General features: G+C 71.1%; 16 protein-coding genes. 1 reads left to right on the top strand and 15 read right to left on the bottom strand.

What is annotated here, in order from left to right; translation table 11 throughout:
• Positions 1–267: 267 nt before the first annotated feature.
• The 5 genes from CHR28_RS20310 to CHR28_RS20290 form a co-directional block, all read right to left on the bottom strand.
• Positions 268–1149 (bottom strand): class I SAM-dependent methyltransferase, encoded by an 882-nt coding sequence (locus CHR28_RS20310; protein WP_094055075.1) that lies wholly within the window; start codon positions 1147–1149, stop codon positions 268–270.
• Between the two features lie 77 nt (positions 1150–1226).
• On the bottom strand, positions 1227–1691 hold the full coding sequence (locus CHR28_RS20305; protein WP_094055074.1) for a GNAT family N-acetyltransferase: 465 nt from the start codon (positions 1689–1691) through the stop codon (positions 1227–1229).
• Between the two features lie 74 nt (positions 1692–1765).
• Complete coding sequence (locus tag CHR28_RS20300; protein WP_094055073.1) at positions 1766–2653, bottom strand: LLM class flavin-dependent oxidoreductase; 888 nt, start codon at positions 2651–2653, stop codon at positions 1766–1768.
• A gap of 86 nt (positions 2654–2739) precedes the next feature.
• On the bottom strand, positions 2740–3789 hold the full coding sequence (locus tag CHR28_RS20295) for a hypothetical protein (protein ID WP_094055072.1): 1050 nt from the start codon (positions 3787–3789) through the stop codon (positions 2740–2742).
• Entirely contained in the window at positions 3777–4436 is a 660-nt protein-coding gene (locus tag CHR28_RS20290; RefSeq protein ID WP_179272497.1) for a hypothetical protein, read from the bottom strand. Before CHR28_RS20290 ends, CHR28_RS20295 begins: the two co-directional genes overlap by 13 nt.
• Before the next feature lie 239 nt (positions 4437–4675).
• Between CHR28_RS20290 and CHR28_RS20285 the strand changes: the two genes are divergently transcribed.
• On the top strand, positions 4676–5056 hold the full coding sequence (locus tag CHR28_RS20285; protein ID WP_094055113.1) for a DUF192 domain-containing protein: 381 nt from the start codon (positions 4676–4678) through the stop codon (positions 5054–5056).
• A 78-nt stretch (positions 5057–5134) separates the two neighbouring features.
• On the opposite strand, the gene CHR28_RS20280 is transcribed toward CHR28_RS20285, so the two are convergent.
• The 10 genes from CHR28_RS20280 to CHR28_RS20235 form a co-directional block, all read right to left on the bottom strand.
• Positions 5135–5419: a hypothetical protein gene (locus CHR28_RS20280; RefSeq protein WP_094055071.1), complete on the bottom strand. Its 285-nt coding sequence runs from the start codon at positions 5417–5419 to the stop codon at positions 5135–5137.
• Positions 5404–5997 carry a hypothetical protein gene (locus CHR28_RS20275; protein ID WP_094055070.1) on the bottom strand — a complete coding sequence of 198 codons (594 nt, stop codon included), beginning with the start codon at positions 5995–5997 and terminating at the stop codon, positions 5404–5406. Before CHR28_RS20275 ends, CHR28_RS20280 begins: the two co-directional genes overlap by 16 nt.
• Before the next feature lie 21 nt (positions 5998–6018).
• A complete protein-coding gene (locus CHR28_RS20270; protein ID WP_094055069.1) occupies positions 6019–6729 on the bottom strand; it encodes a hypothetical protein in 711 nt (236 codons plus the stop codon).
• Positions 6730–6770: 41 nt separating this feature from the next.
• Positions 6771–9296 (bottom strand): hypothetical protein, encoded by a 2526-nt coding sequence (locus CHR28_RS20265; protein WP_094055068.1) that lies wholly within the window; start codon positions 9294–9296, stop codon positions 6771–6773.
• 201 nt (positions 9297–9497) lie between these two features.
• Positions 9498–10145 carry an OmpA family protein gene (locus CHR28_RS20260; RefSeq protein ID WP_094055067.1) on the bottom strand — a complete coding sequence of 216 codons (648 nt, stop codon included), beginning with the start codon at positions 10143–10145 and terminating at the stop codon, positions 9498–9500.
• Positions 10146–10153: 8 nt separating this feature from the next.
• Positions 10154–10735 (bottom strand): hypothetical protein, encoded by a 582-nt coding sequence (locus tag CHR28_RS20255; RefSeq protein WP_094055066.1) that lies wholly within the window; start codon positions 10733–10735, stop codon positions 10154–10156.
• Between the two features lie 16 nt (positions 10736–10751).
• Entirely contained in the window at positions 10752–11375 is a 624-nt protein-coding gene (locus CHR28_RS20250; RefSeq protein ID WP_094055112.1) for a pilus assembly protein TadG-related protein, read from the bottom strand.
• Entirely contained in the window at positions 11375–11608 is a 234-nt protein-coding gene (locus CHR28_RS20245) for a hypothetical protein (RefSeq protein WP_086840899.1), read from the bottom strand. Before CHR28_RS20245 ends, CHR28_RS20250 begins: the two co-directional genes overlap by 1 nt.
• 145 nt (positions 11609–11753) lie before the next feature.
• Entirely contained in the window at positions 11754–12707 is a 954-nt protein-coding gene (locus CHR28_RS20240) for a response regulator transcription factor (RefSeq protein ID WP_094055065.1), read from the bottom strand.
• A gap of 26 nt (positions 12708–12733) precedes the next feature.
• Positions 12734–14437 carry a sensor histidine kinase gene (locus CHR28_RS20235; protein WP_256984313.1) on the bottom strand — a complete coding sequence of 568 codons (1704 nt, stop codon included), beginning with the start codon at positions 14435–14437 and terminating at the stop codon, positions 12734–12736.
• Positions 14438–14440 lie beyond the last annotated feature (3 nt).

Raw genomic sequence — 14440 nt, 5'->3', positions numbered from 1 at the left:
GGGCCGTGGCCTGGGGTCTGGGGGGCATGGCCGGGTGGTCATGGCCGGGCGGGCCGTGGCCTGAGGTCTGGGGGGCTCACGGCCGGGCGGTCATGGCCGGGCGGGTCGTGGCCTGGGGTTTGGGGGGGCTCATGGCCGGGCGGGCCGTGGCGTGGGGGTCTTGGGGCTCTTGGCCGGGCGGGCGGCCCGCCGGGCCAAGGCCGGACGGGCGGGGCCGCCGGGTGGGCGAGCCCGCCGGGCCAAGGCCGGGTGGGCGGGGCCGTCGGGTCAAGGCCGGGTGGGCGGGGCCGGTTTGCGGGCCTCGACGAGGTGGCGGGTGCTGTGCGCGACGAAGGGGCCGTCGGTCCGGATCCGCTCGTGCAGCGCCCGCAGCCGCGGCTCGTACGCCTCGACCGTGAAGCCCGGGACCATCCAGACCACCTTGCGCAGGAAGTGCACGACCGCGCCGATGTCGTGGAACTCCATCCGCAGCCGCTCCGCCCGCAGCTCGACGACGTCCAGCCCGGCGGCCTCGGCGTCGGCCCGCTCGCGCCCGGGGTCACGCCCACCCCGCACCTCCTCCGGCTGCGGGCCCAGGAAGTACTCGACGAGTTCGAAGGCGCTGGCCGGGCCGACGTGCTGGGCGAAGTACGTCCCGCCCGTCCGCAGCACACGGGCGATCTCGGCCCAGTGCGGGCGGACGGGATGACGGCTCACGACCAGGTCGAAGGCCTCGTCGGCGAAGGGCAGGGGCTCGTCCTCGGCTGCGGCCACCACCGCGACGCCGCGCGGTGCCAGCAGGGCGGTGGCCTTGGCGACGTTCGGCGGCCAGCCCTCGGTGGCGACGGTGAGCGGCGGCCGCCGGTCCGCCCGGGCCAGGGCGAAGTCCAGCACCTCCCCGCCCCCCGTCTGCACGTCGAGCACGGCACTCGCCCGGCTCAGCCGCTCGGCCATCGACACGGCGTATCCCCACGAGGGCCGCGCTTCGGTGGCGCGCCCCTCGAACCAGGAGAAGTCCCAGCCTTCCGTGGGCACGGAGGCGCCTTCGGCGACGAGGGCTTCGTAGCCGGGGAGTGCGGTGGACGGCGTGGAGGCGGGTGTGGTGGGAGACGTGGGGGCGGGTGTGGTGGGAGACGTGGGGGCGGGTGTGGTGTCGTGGTCGGCGGCCATGCGGGGATGGTGACAGAGCGTGAGCCGGGATGCGCGGCATTTTCGCCCGGCGGTGCCGAAGGCGGCTGCCCGGGACGTCACCCGAGGACGAGGAGGATGTGCTCGTCCTCTCCGTGACGGATGGTGCCGGTCCGCTGGAAGCCGGCCTTCTCCAGCAGCCGTACGGAACCGGTGTTCCCGGCGAAGGGGTCGGCGTACAGCGGCCGGTTCGTCTCCTGCTCCAGGAAGAGGCGCAGGGCCCTGCCGCCGATGCCACGGCCCCAGTAGGGGCGGCCCAGCCAGTAGCCGAGGAAGCGGCGGTCGTCCTCCCACCAGGCGACGATGTTCCCGGCGACGGCACCGCCGTCCACGGTCACGGTCTGCACGAAGTTGGTCTCGCCGCCGAGGACGTTCGTCTTCCAGTGCCGCAGGAACGCCTCCCGCGGCCTGGGCGTGAATCTCGCACGCCGGGCGGCCTCCGGATCGTGCTCGTAGGCGAGGAAGAACTCCAGGTCGGCTTCCACGACGTCACGCAGGCGTACGTCCAGGTCGTCATCGCTCATGCCCGGAGTGTGGCAGGGGCCACTGACAGTCGGGCCTCACGGAACGGCGGGCTGCCCGGCGGGCGGCCCGTCGCTCAGGCGAGAAGGGGACGCACCTCCTCGGCGGCGAACCGCACGAACCCCTCCGGGTCGGGCTCGTCCCCGGTCGGCTGCAGCACCACCGTGTCGGCCCCGGCCTCGGCCAGCCGCTCGACGGCCTTGGCCACGGCACCGGCGTCCCCGGCGACTCCCAGGTCCGGGACGGACTCCCATCCCTCGGCGGCCACTTCGGCGCGCAGCCGGGCATCGGCGCCGGGCCCGGTGGCGGTGAGCAGGTAGACCACGACGTGATGCGACGCGCCGGCACGGCCGCCCGCGGCCTGGCGCCCCTCCTCCAGCAGCTGCCGCGCCTTGCGCACGCCGTCGGCGTTGGTGGCGGCGGTGAGGATCGTGCCGTCGGCGGCCTCGCCGCTGAGGCGCAGCGACCGCGGCCCGGTGACCCCGGCGAACACCCCGGACTCGGACTGGGGGCCGGGCGGAGGCCAGTCGAGGGCGACGTCGTCGAGCCTGACGTACCGCCCGTCGGTGGTGACCCGCTCCCCCGCGAGCAGGGCCCGCAGCGCCACGAGGTACTCCCGCAGCAGCGTGACCGGCGACTCGGCCCAGGCCCCGACCTGCCCCATCCAGTCCTGCACGCCGTGCCCGACACCGACGACGGCCCGTCCCGGGAACATCCGGTGCAGCGAGGCGACCTCCATGGCGGTGACGGCGACGTTCCGCAAGGGCACGGGCAGCAGCCCGACCCCGACCCGCAGCCGCTCGGTCCAGGCGAGGGCGGCGGCGGCGGTGGAGATACCGCCTTCCGCGAAGCAGTCCTCCCAGAGCCAGAGTTGTTCGAGCCCTGCGGCGTCCGCGGCCTCACAGACGGACCGGATTCGCTCCGGGGCGAGTTGCGGACGGAAGACGGCGCCGAGTGTGGTCATGGAGGGTTACCTACCCGGGCCGGAGCCCCCGGACAACCTCATTCCTGAAGGCGCCGGGGGCGACAGGCCCGGGGTGGGGCAGGGGCTCAGCGGTTGACGGCCTGGATCTCCTGCACGACGACGTCCTGTTCAGCACCGAACGTGCCGTCCGGAAGGGGCTGTTCGCCCTGGACGCCGGTACCGGTCCAGTGGATCCTCCAGGTGACGGTCGCCCGGAGCTTGTAGGAGCCCTCGCCGGATGAACGCAAGTACTTCACTCCACACGGCGGCGTCTCGTCGGCCTTGCCCTTCGCATAGGGCTCACCGATCGAGCCGTCCCCATTGATCTGACACTCACCCGAGGCGGGATAGGTGACGGCATCGCCCGTACCCGGCTCGATCTTCAAAGAAACGGGTTCGGCAGTGGTCGTCGCGTCGATGCCCAGCAACGGGACGCTGGCCGTCACCGACACGGGCTTGAACTTCGCAGCATCAAGCCAGGCCCAGGTCGGCAGATTCACCTTCGTGGCTGCCTGGGGTGCGAGTTCGATCGTGGTCGAAGGCACACGGATCTCGGCATAGGCGAGCTGGGCGAGTATTTCGGGCGTGATTGCTTGCGGGATGTCCGCGGGAGGCGGGGCACCGTCGTCCACCCAGAAGATCGGCTTGGTGCAGTCGAGTGATCCGGGCGCACCGATCTGACTTTCCGGCACGTAGGCGTCCCACCAATAGCCCTCCCCCGCCTTGTCCTTGTTGAAGTCCTTGTAGGGGTGCCCGTTGACGTAACGGTCGCGCTGCTGGGCGTCCCACTGATAGCCCGTGGACTCGGACTCCCAGATGGGTTCCAGGGATTTCTGCAGTTGCTCGGGGGTGTACTTGGGGGCGTAGTAGCAGGGAGGCGGAGTCCACGAGCTGGTGGACGTCACACCCCCGGCGGACCGGCCCGACCCGTTCTTCGAACGATCGAAGACGATCACGCCACTGGCGGACGACGCGAGCGTGTCCCCGTTCACCGACCCTGACGATTCCGTCGGAGGCGTATCGCTCTCGGTGGTGCCGTCGGGAGTCACCTTGGCCCAAGCGCTCGGCGTGCCCACGGTCACCAGCGCTACCGCGAGGGCGATGCCCCCGAGCACCCGCCGTTTCACTTCAGGCACTGCTTTGCTCCTGCCGTCGACACGATGCGAGTGGTCTGCCAGACCCCGGCCTTGTTCTTCTCGAGCCGGGTGTTGTAGAGGATGAAATCCTCATCGGAGGGCGTGGTGACCTTGGGCTTGTCGGTCTTGAGGTCCTTGGCATAGCCCTTGCTCTCGTCGGCGCAGAACACGACCGACGCGGCCTTGTCTCCGTCCAGCGTCACGGTCCGGTCGTAGTACCGGATGGTGCCCGTGATGCCGAGGTTGGCCTTCTTGAACTTGTCGACCCACACGGCGGCTGCCTCCAGCGCCCTGCCGGTGTTGTAGAAGTTCATCCCCACCGCTTCGGGGTCCGTGCCCGCGATCGCCGCGTTGACGGAACGCATGCGTTCGGCGTTGTCCGCGAGCACGGCGTCCTTGACGGCGTCTCCCGTCTTGCCGCCTTCGAAAGTCATGGTCAGATCCGACGGCAGCTTGACCTTCGGCCGCCCGGCGTCCGACGAGGCGGACTCGGTGGGAGAAGCGGAAGCGGCACTGCCCGCGTCGGCTCCTGCGATCTTGTCGTTGGCCTTGGCCTTGGAGCTGTCATCGCTCCCGCACGCGGACAGCGTCAAGGCCGCAGCGGCGGTCAGCGTGAGCGCTGCGAGGAGGGTGGGGCGGCGGTTCACGGTCGGCTCCCGGTCAGAGGCGAGACTTCTCTTGAGCGAACCCAAGCTATCCAGCGGTGTGGGGCCGCACCAGCGTGAAGCTTGTGAACGTGCGGGGTGTATGGGGAGGAATCGGTGACGGGCCGACAGGTTCGAGCCGTAACGGTTACATAACACGCCACTCCGTTTTCAGGAGCACACGCGTCCCGTTCTGTCGGATGGACCACGGCGGCGTGTCTTCGGCGGTGGAGGGGGCCCGGGTGGGGCGCAAGTGGCGGGACGGGCACGGGGAGTTGGTCGTGCGGGGAACGGACAGGGATGTCCGTGTGCCGTTGGAGATCGCCGTTTCCTACCGGGCCCGGACCAAGGGGCTGTTGGGACGGGATGCCGTCGACGGGGCGATGCTGCTCTCCCCCGCCAGCAGCGTGCACACCTTCCGGATGCGCATGCCGATCGATGTCGCCTATCTCGACCGTGACCTGCGGGTCGTCGCCGTGCGCACCATGCGGCCCGGCCGGCTGGGAATGCCGCGCCTGCGGGCACGTCACGTGGTGGAGGCGGCGGCCGGGGCGATGCGCGAGTGGGGCGTGCGGGAGGGGACCCGGGTGGAGGTCGTCGTCGCAGCGGCTGCCGAGGAGTAGGCGTCCTGGCTTCCGGACGCTACGGCCCCAAGAGGTTCGAAGGTTCCGTGCCCGGCGCGTAACCGCCGTGACGCGTCGTCACCAGGGCGTCCGGCGAGGGGTCCGGTGCCACCACCAGCCTCCCGCTCCCCCGGCTCCCTCGGCTGCGGCCGGCCCGCGGTCCGTGTGCTCGGTGTAGACCTCGTCCAGCCGGGTCACGACCTGCCGCAGGGCGTCGGCGTACGTCTCCCCCACCTCCCCCACCTCCCCGACAAGACGCTCCAGCGCGTCACGGGCCTTCAGATCACGGCGGAACAGGTCCTCCCTGTACCTCCCCGACGGGGCCCAGCCCGCTTCGAGCCGGCGGATCAGGCGTTCCCACACGCGCAGGTCGTGGTGGACGTGGCCTTCGGTACTTCCTGCCGTGCCCTTGGGGAAGGTGGCGAGGAAGGCGTCCGAGAGGGGGTGTCGACCGTCTGCCGGTCGAGGACCTCCGGCAGGACCTCCACCCTGGCCCGCGGGAGGTCGGGGATCTCCTCCTCCGCCGCGTCCACCCGGTAGGCCGTGTCGTCGGCGACGTCGATCGCCTCCAGGCGGCACCTGACGGAGCGTCCGTCCGGCACGGCGACCCAGTACGCGCTCGGCAGGTCCAGGTCCGAGGGATACAGCACGGAGCCGGCCGTCCCGGCCGCCAGGCCCAGTGCCAGGTCCTTCTCCGTGACGCCCGCGGCGGTGGCGTCCTGCACGGTGATGTCCAGTTCGAGTGCGAGGTCGCCGGGCGGCAGGCGGCGCCAGGTGCACAGCACGGGGGCGTCCCAGTGCCGTCCTTCCTGGTCGCCGTCGGCGTCGGCCACATCGACGGCGCCGGGCGGGACGGCCAGCAGGTCGGCCAGGGCTTGCCTCAGGCTCGCCGGGGGCGGTTGCGCGACGGTGAAGAGGTTGGCGGTCGGAGTCGGTGGCATCCTGGGGGATCCGCCTTGTGATCAGGGGCCTGTTGCGTCGCTGTCCAGATCGAAGAGGATGCTCTGGGCCGCTTCCGCGTTCTGCCAGGTCGCCGGGCCGTTCGGTTTCGCCGAGAGGCGCTGCAAGGCCGCCCTGGCCTTGGAAGTGCGCATCGCGCCGAGGAGTTCGAGGGCGGAGTCGGCGCCGATGTCCTCCGTCACGCAGCGCTCGGCGAGCTCCACCGCCCACTCCGCGAAACGGCCGGGGTCGGGGTCGAGGGCCAGCCAGCGGAACACCGAGTCGGCGATGTCGTCGCGCAGGGTCGGGATCAGGGCCAGCATGGCCGCTTCGACGTGACGTACGACGTGCCGTTGCAGCGGGTACAGCTGCGGCCGGTCCTGCCAGGCACGGACCAGCTCGTCCACGCCGGACCAGGTCACGTCGCTCGTGCGGGGCATGCTCTCCCCCACGGCCCGGTGGAATTCCTCCCAGGCGTGCCACAGCAGGCCGGGCGCCGGCGGACGGGGAACGTGGGGCGACAGCGCCGGGTCCTCCAGCAGGACGGTCACCACCCGCCGGGCCTCCGCCAGGCGCTCCTCGGTGCGGGGCAGTTCCGCGATCCGGTTCCAGTCGCCCGCGTCCCACGGCTGCGGCAGGGTGCGCAGTGTGCGGGGCAGGACGTAGTCACCCTCCGGGTCGTGCCAACGCGCGACACGCGGGTCCCAGGTCTCCTCGCTTCCCGGCTCGCTCATCACCGAAGTCCCGCCACGATCGTGCCTCCGTCGTCGCCCGCTCAGCTGATCCCCAGATACGCCTTGGCGCTCTCCGGGTCCTTCATCTTGGACCAGTCCATCGTGCCGTTGGCGGTCCGCTCGTCGATGGCGCGCTGCATCCTGCCGAGCTGGTCCGCGGACAGGTTCTGCCCGGCCACCCGCACGTCGACGTCGTTCTTGGCCATCTCTCCGGCCGCCGTCCTGGTGTCGCTCGCCGGTTTGCCGTTCCGGGCGGGCTTGAACTCGCTGAAGATCGACGTCCAGCGGGCCGTCGTCTCGATCTCCACGGTGGCCTTGCGGCCGGGTTCCTTGCCCGCCCACTTCTTCAGCCGTTCGACCTGGTTGGCGAAGTCCGCCTTGCGCGTGGCCGAGCCGGCGTTCTTGACCTCCTTGACGTGGACGGTGCCGTTCCTGTCCTTGTAGACCACATCGGCGTCGGGGATCTCGTCGAGGTTCACCTTTTCCCCGTTGCCCAGGTCGGCCTCCTGCCGGTTCATCTTGCCGCCGACACCGGCGTCCACCCGGGTGCCGGGGGCCGCGTCGTCGGCGGCGCGGCGCACCGCGTTGACCTCCGCGCGGGCTTCCGCCAGCTTGTTGGCGTCCGGGGCGTTCACGACCTTGCCCTGCAGAGCCGCGGCGGCGTCGGGGTTGACGTTGCCGCGACGGGCCAGGTCGGTGATCTCGTCGAGCGCGGCGGCCGCGTCCTGCGTGCCGATCTCGGCCTTCGCCGGATCCGGGGCGTCCTTGGCCCGGTCGACGAGCCCGTCGATCTGGTCGTCCGGGACGGAGGAACCCTGCTCCCGCAGTGCGGCCTTCGCGGCCTCGGCCCGGGCTTCGAGCGTCTGCCGCTCCGCCTCGTCGGCCTTCTTCCGGGCTTCCTCGGCCTGCTGCCTGGCCTCCTCGTCGCAGCCTTCCTCGGCCCGTGCGACGACCTGTGCGGCGGAGCGGCCGGCCGCCAGGACCGTGGTGCCGGTGCCGGAGGAGCCGGTGAGGGGGGCCGGTGGGTGCCCGGTTCCGCCGTAGGGCGTCCTGCGGGGCGGGGCGGCGATGGTGCAGCCGGATTCGCGGGCCTTCTTCTCGGCCTCGTCCGCGGCCTCGTCGGCCTCCTTCGCGGCCTTCTCGGCGCCCTTGACGTCACCCGCTCTGGCGGCCTTCCCCGCGTCCTCCGCCGCGCCGGCCGCCTTCTCTGTGAGCTTGCCCAGGTCGCCGAGCTTCCCGAGTTTGCCCAGCTTGCCGAGCTTTCCGGCGAGCTTGGCCTCGCCGTAGCCGGGGATGAAGAGGGACCCGACGTTCCAGACGACCGTGGTGACCGCGCGAGTCTCGTTGCCCTGGTTCCACTGGTCGCGGACGTCCTCGCCGATGAACATGTCGTCGAGGACCTTGCCGCCGGAGTTCACCGTCGCGCCGCCCCAGTCGGTGAGCGCGTCCCAGTAGTCGCCCTTGGCCCACTTGTCGCCCGCGTCCTTGGCGTCCTGCGACCACTGGTCGGCGATGACACCGCCGTAGTCCTTCAGGCCGTCCAGGGTGTCGAGGGGGTTGGTGACGGTGTCCCAGATGCCCTTCAGATCACCGCCGATGCCGTCGACGACGAGGCCTTCACCGACCTGCTTCAGCTGATCGCCGGCACAGCCGAAGAAGGCCCCTACGCCGGAGAAACAGCCGTCGTCGTCTTCGCCTTTGTCGTCTTCGCCTTTGTCGTCTTCGCGTTCGTCGTCTTCGCCCTCTCGGTCTTCGGTCTTGCCGTCCTCGCCCTTGGCGTCCTGGTCGTCTTTCTCGTCCCCGGTTTCGGCCTGGCCTCCGTTGTCCTCGGGGCGCCCGCCCTCACCGGCCTCCGGCCTGGTTCCCGGGTCGCCCGCCGGGTCCGGGCGGGTGGCCGTCACGCCCGTGCCGTCGTCGGTGGCCGGGGACGGGCAGGCCGTGCCGGTGACCTTGCAGACCGCCGCCTGCAGACCGCTCTGGATCTGCGTGCCCAGGCCGCTGACCAGCAGGGCGGCGATGATGGCCACGACGATCGCGATCAGCCCCGCGTACTCCACCGCCGTCTGGCCCTCGTCGCGCCGCCAGCGGATCATCCGGGGCAGGGAGAAGGGGCGGCGCTCGGCGCGGTCCCCGGCCGGGAGGCGGTACCAGGCGCGGCTGTCCTCGCGGGTGAGGAAGTAGAGGACGAGGAGGGGGAGGAAGAGCTGGCTGAAGCCGCGGGGCGATCCGTCGGCGATGTTGGATACCGAGCCGGCGATCAGCCATGCCTGTACGGCGATGAGGCCGGCCAGGACTCTGGTGCCGCCCTGCCAGGTGCGCCGGGCCAGCCACCAGCCGAGGATGCCCGGGGCGGCGGCGTAGGCGGTGAGCGCGAGGACACCGCCGTCGACGGCGTCGTACGAGGACGCGGTGAGCAGGACGCCGAGTCCGCCGAGAACGGTGATCGCGAAGAGGACGTGGGTCAGGACCAGCGCGGTGGCGAGCGAGCCGGGCAGAGGCCGGCGCTCTCCGTACGCCGTCGGCCGACCGGGCCCGACCGACCCCGGCACTCCCCCGATCGAGGCCATGCCCCCACCTCCGCCCTCGGTCTACGACACGGCCCGAGGGTAGGGAGGGACGCGCGGGACGGGATGGGCCCGTGGCCCCAAAACGGGGCCCAACGTGCCGGAGCTGCCCGGGCGCTTGCTCCATGCGGAGAGGAGCGCCCGGCGCGTTCGTGGTGCACGCGCCGCACGCTCCTCGTCCCTTCGGTCCGGGTTCTTCGCCCCTCAGCTCTCCGAGCGGGGGAAGGAGACCTCGACCCGGCGGTTCTTCTTGCGGCCGGATTCCGTGGAGTTGTCGGCGATCGGGTACTGCTCGCCGTAGCCGCGGACCTCGTACGTGACGTTGGAGTCGGTCAGTTCCTGGTCCAGGACGTTCTGTACGGCGTCGGCCCGCTGCCGGGACAGGACGTCGCCGTGGGCGGAGGAACCGAGGTTGTCCGTGAAGCCGAAGACGCGGATCTTCGTCGCGTTCTGGGTCTTGATCTCCGCGGCGATCGCGGAGATGCGGGCCTTCGCCTGGGCGCTGAGTTTCGCGCTGTCCTTGCCGAAGAGGACCTCGGCCTGGAGGGCGAACTTGACGTCGGCGTTGGTGTCTTCGCGGCGCTCGTCACCGCTCTGGTCTTCGACGACCTGTTTGATGTCGAGGACCTTCGGCTCGGCGAGGGTGGCGCCTTCGGGGAGCTTCAGATCGGGGTCGTTGGGGTCGACCTCGACGGGGGCGGAGGCGGACGCCTCGGTGCCCGGCGGAACACCGGGGCTCTCGTCGGCGTGGGCCGACACGGCGCCGTAGATGTTCGTCGCCACCATGAGGCCTGCGGCGGTGAGGGCCAGGGCGAGCCGTGGAGCCGCCGTTCGCTGCTGCGTGCGGATCATGACCGGCCTCACCCGGAGATCTTGATGGTGCCGCTGGAGAAGGTGGGCACCTGGAGGCCGACCTCGGTCGTGCTCGCGGGAGGTGCCGGGAACTGCATGAAAACCGGGAGAGTCTGTCCCGCCTCAAGGTTCCCCAGACCAGTCGTCGTCAGCGGTCGGCCTTCGGTATCACGAAGTGTGTAGTAACGCTTCTTGCCCTTGGCGTCCACGATGGTGGCACCGCCGAGAGACGGACCGTGTTTGATCACTTCGGTCTCGTCACCGCTTGTCTGCGGTGGCACCACCACGGACTTGTCGCCGTCGTTCTTCACGGTGCCGTTCACGGTGAGGAAGCCGCCCGCGTCCCGGGTGGCAGAGGTGATCTGCAGGAGCAGCCCGTCCGTGCCCTTCAGCTCGGCCAGCGGCGTCTCCGACTGCCCCTCCTGAGCACTCGGCTTCGATCCCCTGTCCTTGGAGGCGGAGGCCGGCGGGCTCGACTTGTCATCGTTGTCTCCACCGCCGCCGCAGCCGGCCACACCGAGGGCCAGTCCGGCCGCAATGGTCAACGCGACCATCCCCCTGCGGGCCTTCGCTGTGAACCGAATGCTCATCTCTCTGCTTCCTTCATCACTCGTCGTTCGCTTGTGAGTCGGCCAGGTGGACATCGAAGAGGTCTTCAGGTTTGGGTAGGACATCGAGGTCGTCCGGCTTCAGCTCCCATTCGACCCCGCCATCGCAGACGAGCTTCGGCAGCACGTCGGGGCCGGCATCGTCGCCGAGAGGATCGAAATCGCAGCGGGGCTCGATCACGGCTGCGGCGGTCGCGTTGGCCTGCTGCTTCTCCGTGCCGGGAACGATCGACTCCCCTACAGGCTTGTTGCTCTCGACCTCGACCTTGAAGCCCAGGAGGCCGTCCGGAATGCACTCGATACCCGCCAAATGAGCATCGTTCCGGCCGGCCAGTTCCTGCGCACGCCAGCACGAAGGAGCAAGTCCGTCTGCGTTCCCTTCGAAGATCTGCCGCCACTTGGTCGGATCGAGCACGCTCTCGACCCATGCGCCTGCGAGTTGCTCCCGCCTGTCCTGCGCCGCCGCGAGAGCCGCCGCGTCCGCGGCTGTCTGCGCGCCGTTCCTGTTCGCTGCGGCCTGGCCGACCGCGAAGTAGGCGAACGCGAGAAAGAGCAGGCCCCCCACCACCGTGATGTAGATGGGGAAGGCCTGCCCTGCGTCACCGTAACGGCGGGGTCGGATCAAGGAGCGACCTTGGCGATCTGTGCCTGGATCTTGCCGAGAATGGTCTGCCCGATGTTCGTGCCGGTGATCGCCAGCACGATCGCCACCACGACCGCGATGATGCCCAGGTACTCGACCGCCGTCTGCCCCTTGTCGCCGGCGCGGCGCTGCATCGCCTGCACGGTCGTGTTCTTCCAGCCGTTCACGCGGACCTTGGTCGCGACGGCGGTCTTCAGCATCAGGTCGCTCATGGTGTTCCCCTCCGGGTTCGGCTGTGTCGCTTTCGACACGAGGACCGTACGGCGCGACGGGCCGTACGCCAGAGGGCCCGTGGGCCCAATCCCGGGCCCAATCGCACGGGCCCAACCGGTTCTCCCCCCATACCGTCACCGGACGTCACCCCAGCCCTCGGTGTGAGTCCGGTGCCGTGCCGATCCACTTCGCGGCGGCCTCGGAGCGGCTGGTGCTGTGGAGCTTGGCGAAGATGCGGTTGATGTGGTTCTTGACGGTCTTCTCGCTGATGAAGCACGTGGCGGCGATCTGCTGGTTGTTCATGCCCGACGCGATGAGGTCCATGATTTCCGCCTCCCTCGTACTCAGATGGAACCGCGACCTGTCGGGAGCGGCCGGCCGGCCACTCGTCCACTCAGACGAAGACTGTGCCATACCCGGTTGCATTCGCGAAAGGTTTTCTGAAGAAGTAGGAGGAGGTGACACCGGGCGTGACTGCAAATTTCCTGGCCATACCGGCTCTTGCGGATGAGTATGCGAGTTCACGGCCTCCGAAATTTCGTATGCAGTCGCACTCACCGACCGCCCAAGCCCTTCCGGCAGAGACACCTCCCCCGGTGCCTGGCTCTGGCGGAGTTGGGTCAGGAGGGCGCCCGCCGCCGTGGGGGTGAAGTGGGCCCGGCCCTCCTTGATGTCCCGTACGGCGTCGACCAGCTGGTCGGCCGTGAACTCGCCGTGGACCAGGTAGCCGCCCGCCCCTCGGCGCAGGGCCTCCTGGACGATCTCCGATTCCCTGCTGTACGTCAGCATCACCACCGGCGCGATGCGCACGAGGTAGGGGAGGGCCGAGATGCCGTCCACGCCGGGCATGCGGACGTCGAGCAGGACGACGTCGGGGCGGTGCTGGTGGGCGGCCTCGTAGGCCTGGCGGCCGTCGGCCGCCTCGGCCACGACCTCGATGTCCGCACGGCCCGAGAGCAGGGCGGTGAGACCGGCGCGGACCACCGGGTTGTCGTCCGCCACGACGACCCGGAGGCGCTGGGTCGGTGGTGCCGCGAAGGGGTTCTGTGGGGGCGGCGGCTGGGTCGCGCCGGGGTGTGGGGTGGTGGGGTCCGGCATCGGGGCCTCCTCTCGGGTCGTGGGGGTCAGGCGGTGGGTGTCGTCAGGGCTGCCAGAGGAAGTTCCAGGCGGACCTCCGTCCCCTGGGGATGGCTGCCGCGGCCGATACGGATGCGGGCGCCCACCGAGGCGGCGCGTTCCACCATGCCGACGAGGCCGAAGTGGCCCGCTCGGCGCAGTTGTTCGAGGGTGGTGCCGGGGGGCAGGCCGCGGCCGTCGTCGTGGACGCTGATGCGGAGCAGGCCGCCGTGGACGCCCGCGCGGACGTCCACGCGGGTCGGTTCGGCGTGGCGGTGGGCGTTCTCCATGGCTTCCGAGGCGATGGTGAGCAACTGTCGGGCCACCGCGGGCGGGACGGGCGGTACAGCGTGATCGCCGGTGGGGTGGTAGACGGCGGGCAGACCCGTGCGGGCGCTGAAGTCGCGGGTTCGGGCCGCCAGTTCGACCAGGACGTCGGTGCCCTGGTCGGGGTCCGACTCGCGGCGCAGGTCGGCCAGGAGTTCGCGTGATTCGGCGGCGGCGCGCCGGGCCGATCGGGCGACCAGGGCGGCCTGTTGCCGGATCAGGGCCGGGTCCATGCGCTCGGCGCCGGCCGTGCCGGTCAGACCGTCGGCGGCCAGGGCCACGCCGTGCAGCGTCTTGGCGACCGAGTCGTGCATCTCCCGGGCCAGGCGGGCGCGTTCGGCACTGACCGCCTCCGTGACGGCGAGGCGGGCCTGGACGGTGGTGAGGGCCTGGGTGGCCGCGCCGAAGCGGAGCATCAGGTTGCGCAGGCTGGAGCCGACGGCGCCGGCGATGACGCAGAGGCCGGGCAGGAGGGTCGACTCGGCGATGCCGGGGGCCGGGTCCTCCTGGGCCGCGTGGATGAGGAGGAGCAGCAGGGCCTGGAGGGAGGCGAAGACGGCGGCGCCCCGCCAGCCGTAGACGAGGCCGGCGAGCAGGGGGGTGCACACGCTGACGTAGGCGAGGGTGCTGTCGGGGCCCGCGGCGATGAGGAGCAGGGCGCCGAAGAGGGTGTCGGCGGCGAGGAGGACGGGGTGGCGGAGGAGGAGGCGGCCGAAGCGTTCCCAGTCCCGGAAGAGGACGTAGGAGGTCATGAAGGTGACGACCACGGCCGCGCCGACCAGGCGGGTGGGAAGGCCCTCGTTGGCGTTCACGAGCGCGGTGGGTGTCGCCAGGGCGATCATGGCCAGGCGGAAGCCGAACACCTGGCGGCACATGGCCTGGAGGGCGTTGACCTGGATGTCCAGGGCGGGATGGGTGGGCGGGGTGCCGTCGCCGGTGGGCGGGGTGCCGTCGCCGCCCTCCTTTGGGAGAGGGTGGGCGGTCGTGTCCGGCGTGCGGCTCTCGCCGTCGAAGGGGAGTGGCGGCTCCTGTGGGGGTGCGGTGCCGTCTACGGCCGGACGGCCGTTCGCCCGTGCTTCCGGTCCCTGCGCAGGCGCGGGCGCGTCTCCGTCCCGCCCCTGCGCCGGAGCCGCCACCGGCGTCACCCGGGGGGCCCGGCGCCCGCCGCCCTTGATCCGCAGCGTCGGCTCGCCCCCGAGGCCGCCGCCCTCCGGCTCCCACCCCGGAGGCAGCGCGGGGGTCACGGACGTGACCGGGACGTCCGGCGCGCCCGTGCGGACATGGACGGGGAGGACCGTGCCCGCCGGGGGCGTCGTGATCTCCGGGGTCCGGTCCGCACGGCGGCGACGGCCCAGCAGTCCGCTGCGTTCCCCTGTCATCGGCATCGT

The organism is Streptomyces sp. XY006 (genome assembly GCF_002237655.1).
GTDB classification, from domain to species: Bacteria; Actinomycetota; Actinomycetes; order Streptomycetales; family Streptomycetaceae; genus Streptomyces; species Streptomyces levis.
This window is presented reverse-complemented; position numbering and strand designations above follow the sequence as displayed.

Coding starts and splice junctions, on each gene's coding strand:
- CHR28_RS20305 (WP_094055074.1), bottom strand. CDS start 1,691: ATGAGCGATGACGACCTGGACGTACGCCTGCGTGACGTCGTGGAAGCC.
- CHR28_RS20310 (WP_094055075.1), bottom strand. CDS start 1,149: ATGGCCGCCGACCACGACACCACACCCGCCCCCACGTCTCCCACCACA.
- CHR28_RS20260 (WP_094055067.1), bottom strand. CDS start 10,145: ATGATCCGCACGCAGCAGCGAACGGCGGCTCCACGGCTCGCCCTGGCC.
- CHR28_RS20235 (WP_256984313.1), bottom strand. CDS start 14,437: ATGCCGATGACAGGGGAACGCAGCGGACTGCTGGGCCGTCGCCGCCGT.
- CHR28_RS20275 (WP_094055070.1), bottom strand. CDS start 5,997: ATGCCACCGACTCCGACCGCCAACCTCTTCACCGTCGCGCAACCGCCC.
- CHR28_RS20265 (WP_094055068.1), bottom strand. CDS start 9,296: ATGGCCTCGATCGGGGGAGTGCCGGGGTCGGTCGGGCCCGGTCGGCCG.
- CHR28_RS20300 (WP_094055073.1), bottom strand. CDS start 2,653: ATGACCACACTCGGCGCCGTCTTCCGTCCGCAACTCGCCCCGGAGCGA.
- CHR28_RS20270 (WP_094055069.1), bottom strand. CDS start 6,729: ATGAGCGAGCCGGGAAGCGAGGAGACCTGGGACCCGCGTGTCGCGCGT.
- CHR28_RS20240 (WP_094055065.1), bottom strand. CDS start 12,707: ATGCCGGACCCCACCACCCCACACCCCGGCGCGACCCAGCCGCCGCCC.
- CHR28_RS20245 (WP_086840899.1), bottom strand. CDS start 11,608: ATGAGCGACCTGATGCTGAAGACCGCCGTCGCGACCAAGGTCCGCGTG.
- CHR28_RS20255 (WP_094055066.1), bottom strand. CDS start 10,735: ATGAGCATTCGGTTCACAGCGAAGGCCCGCAGGGGGATGGTCGCGTTG.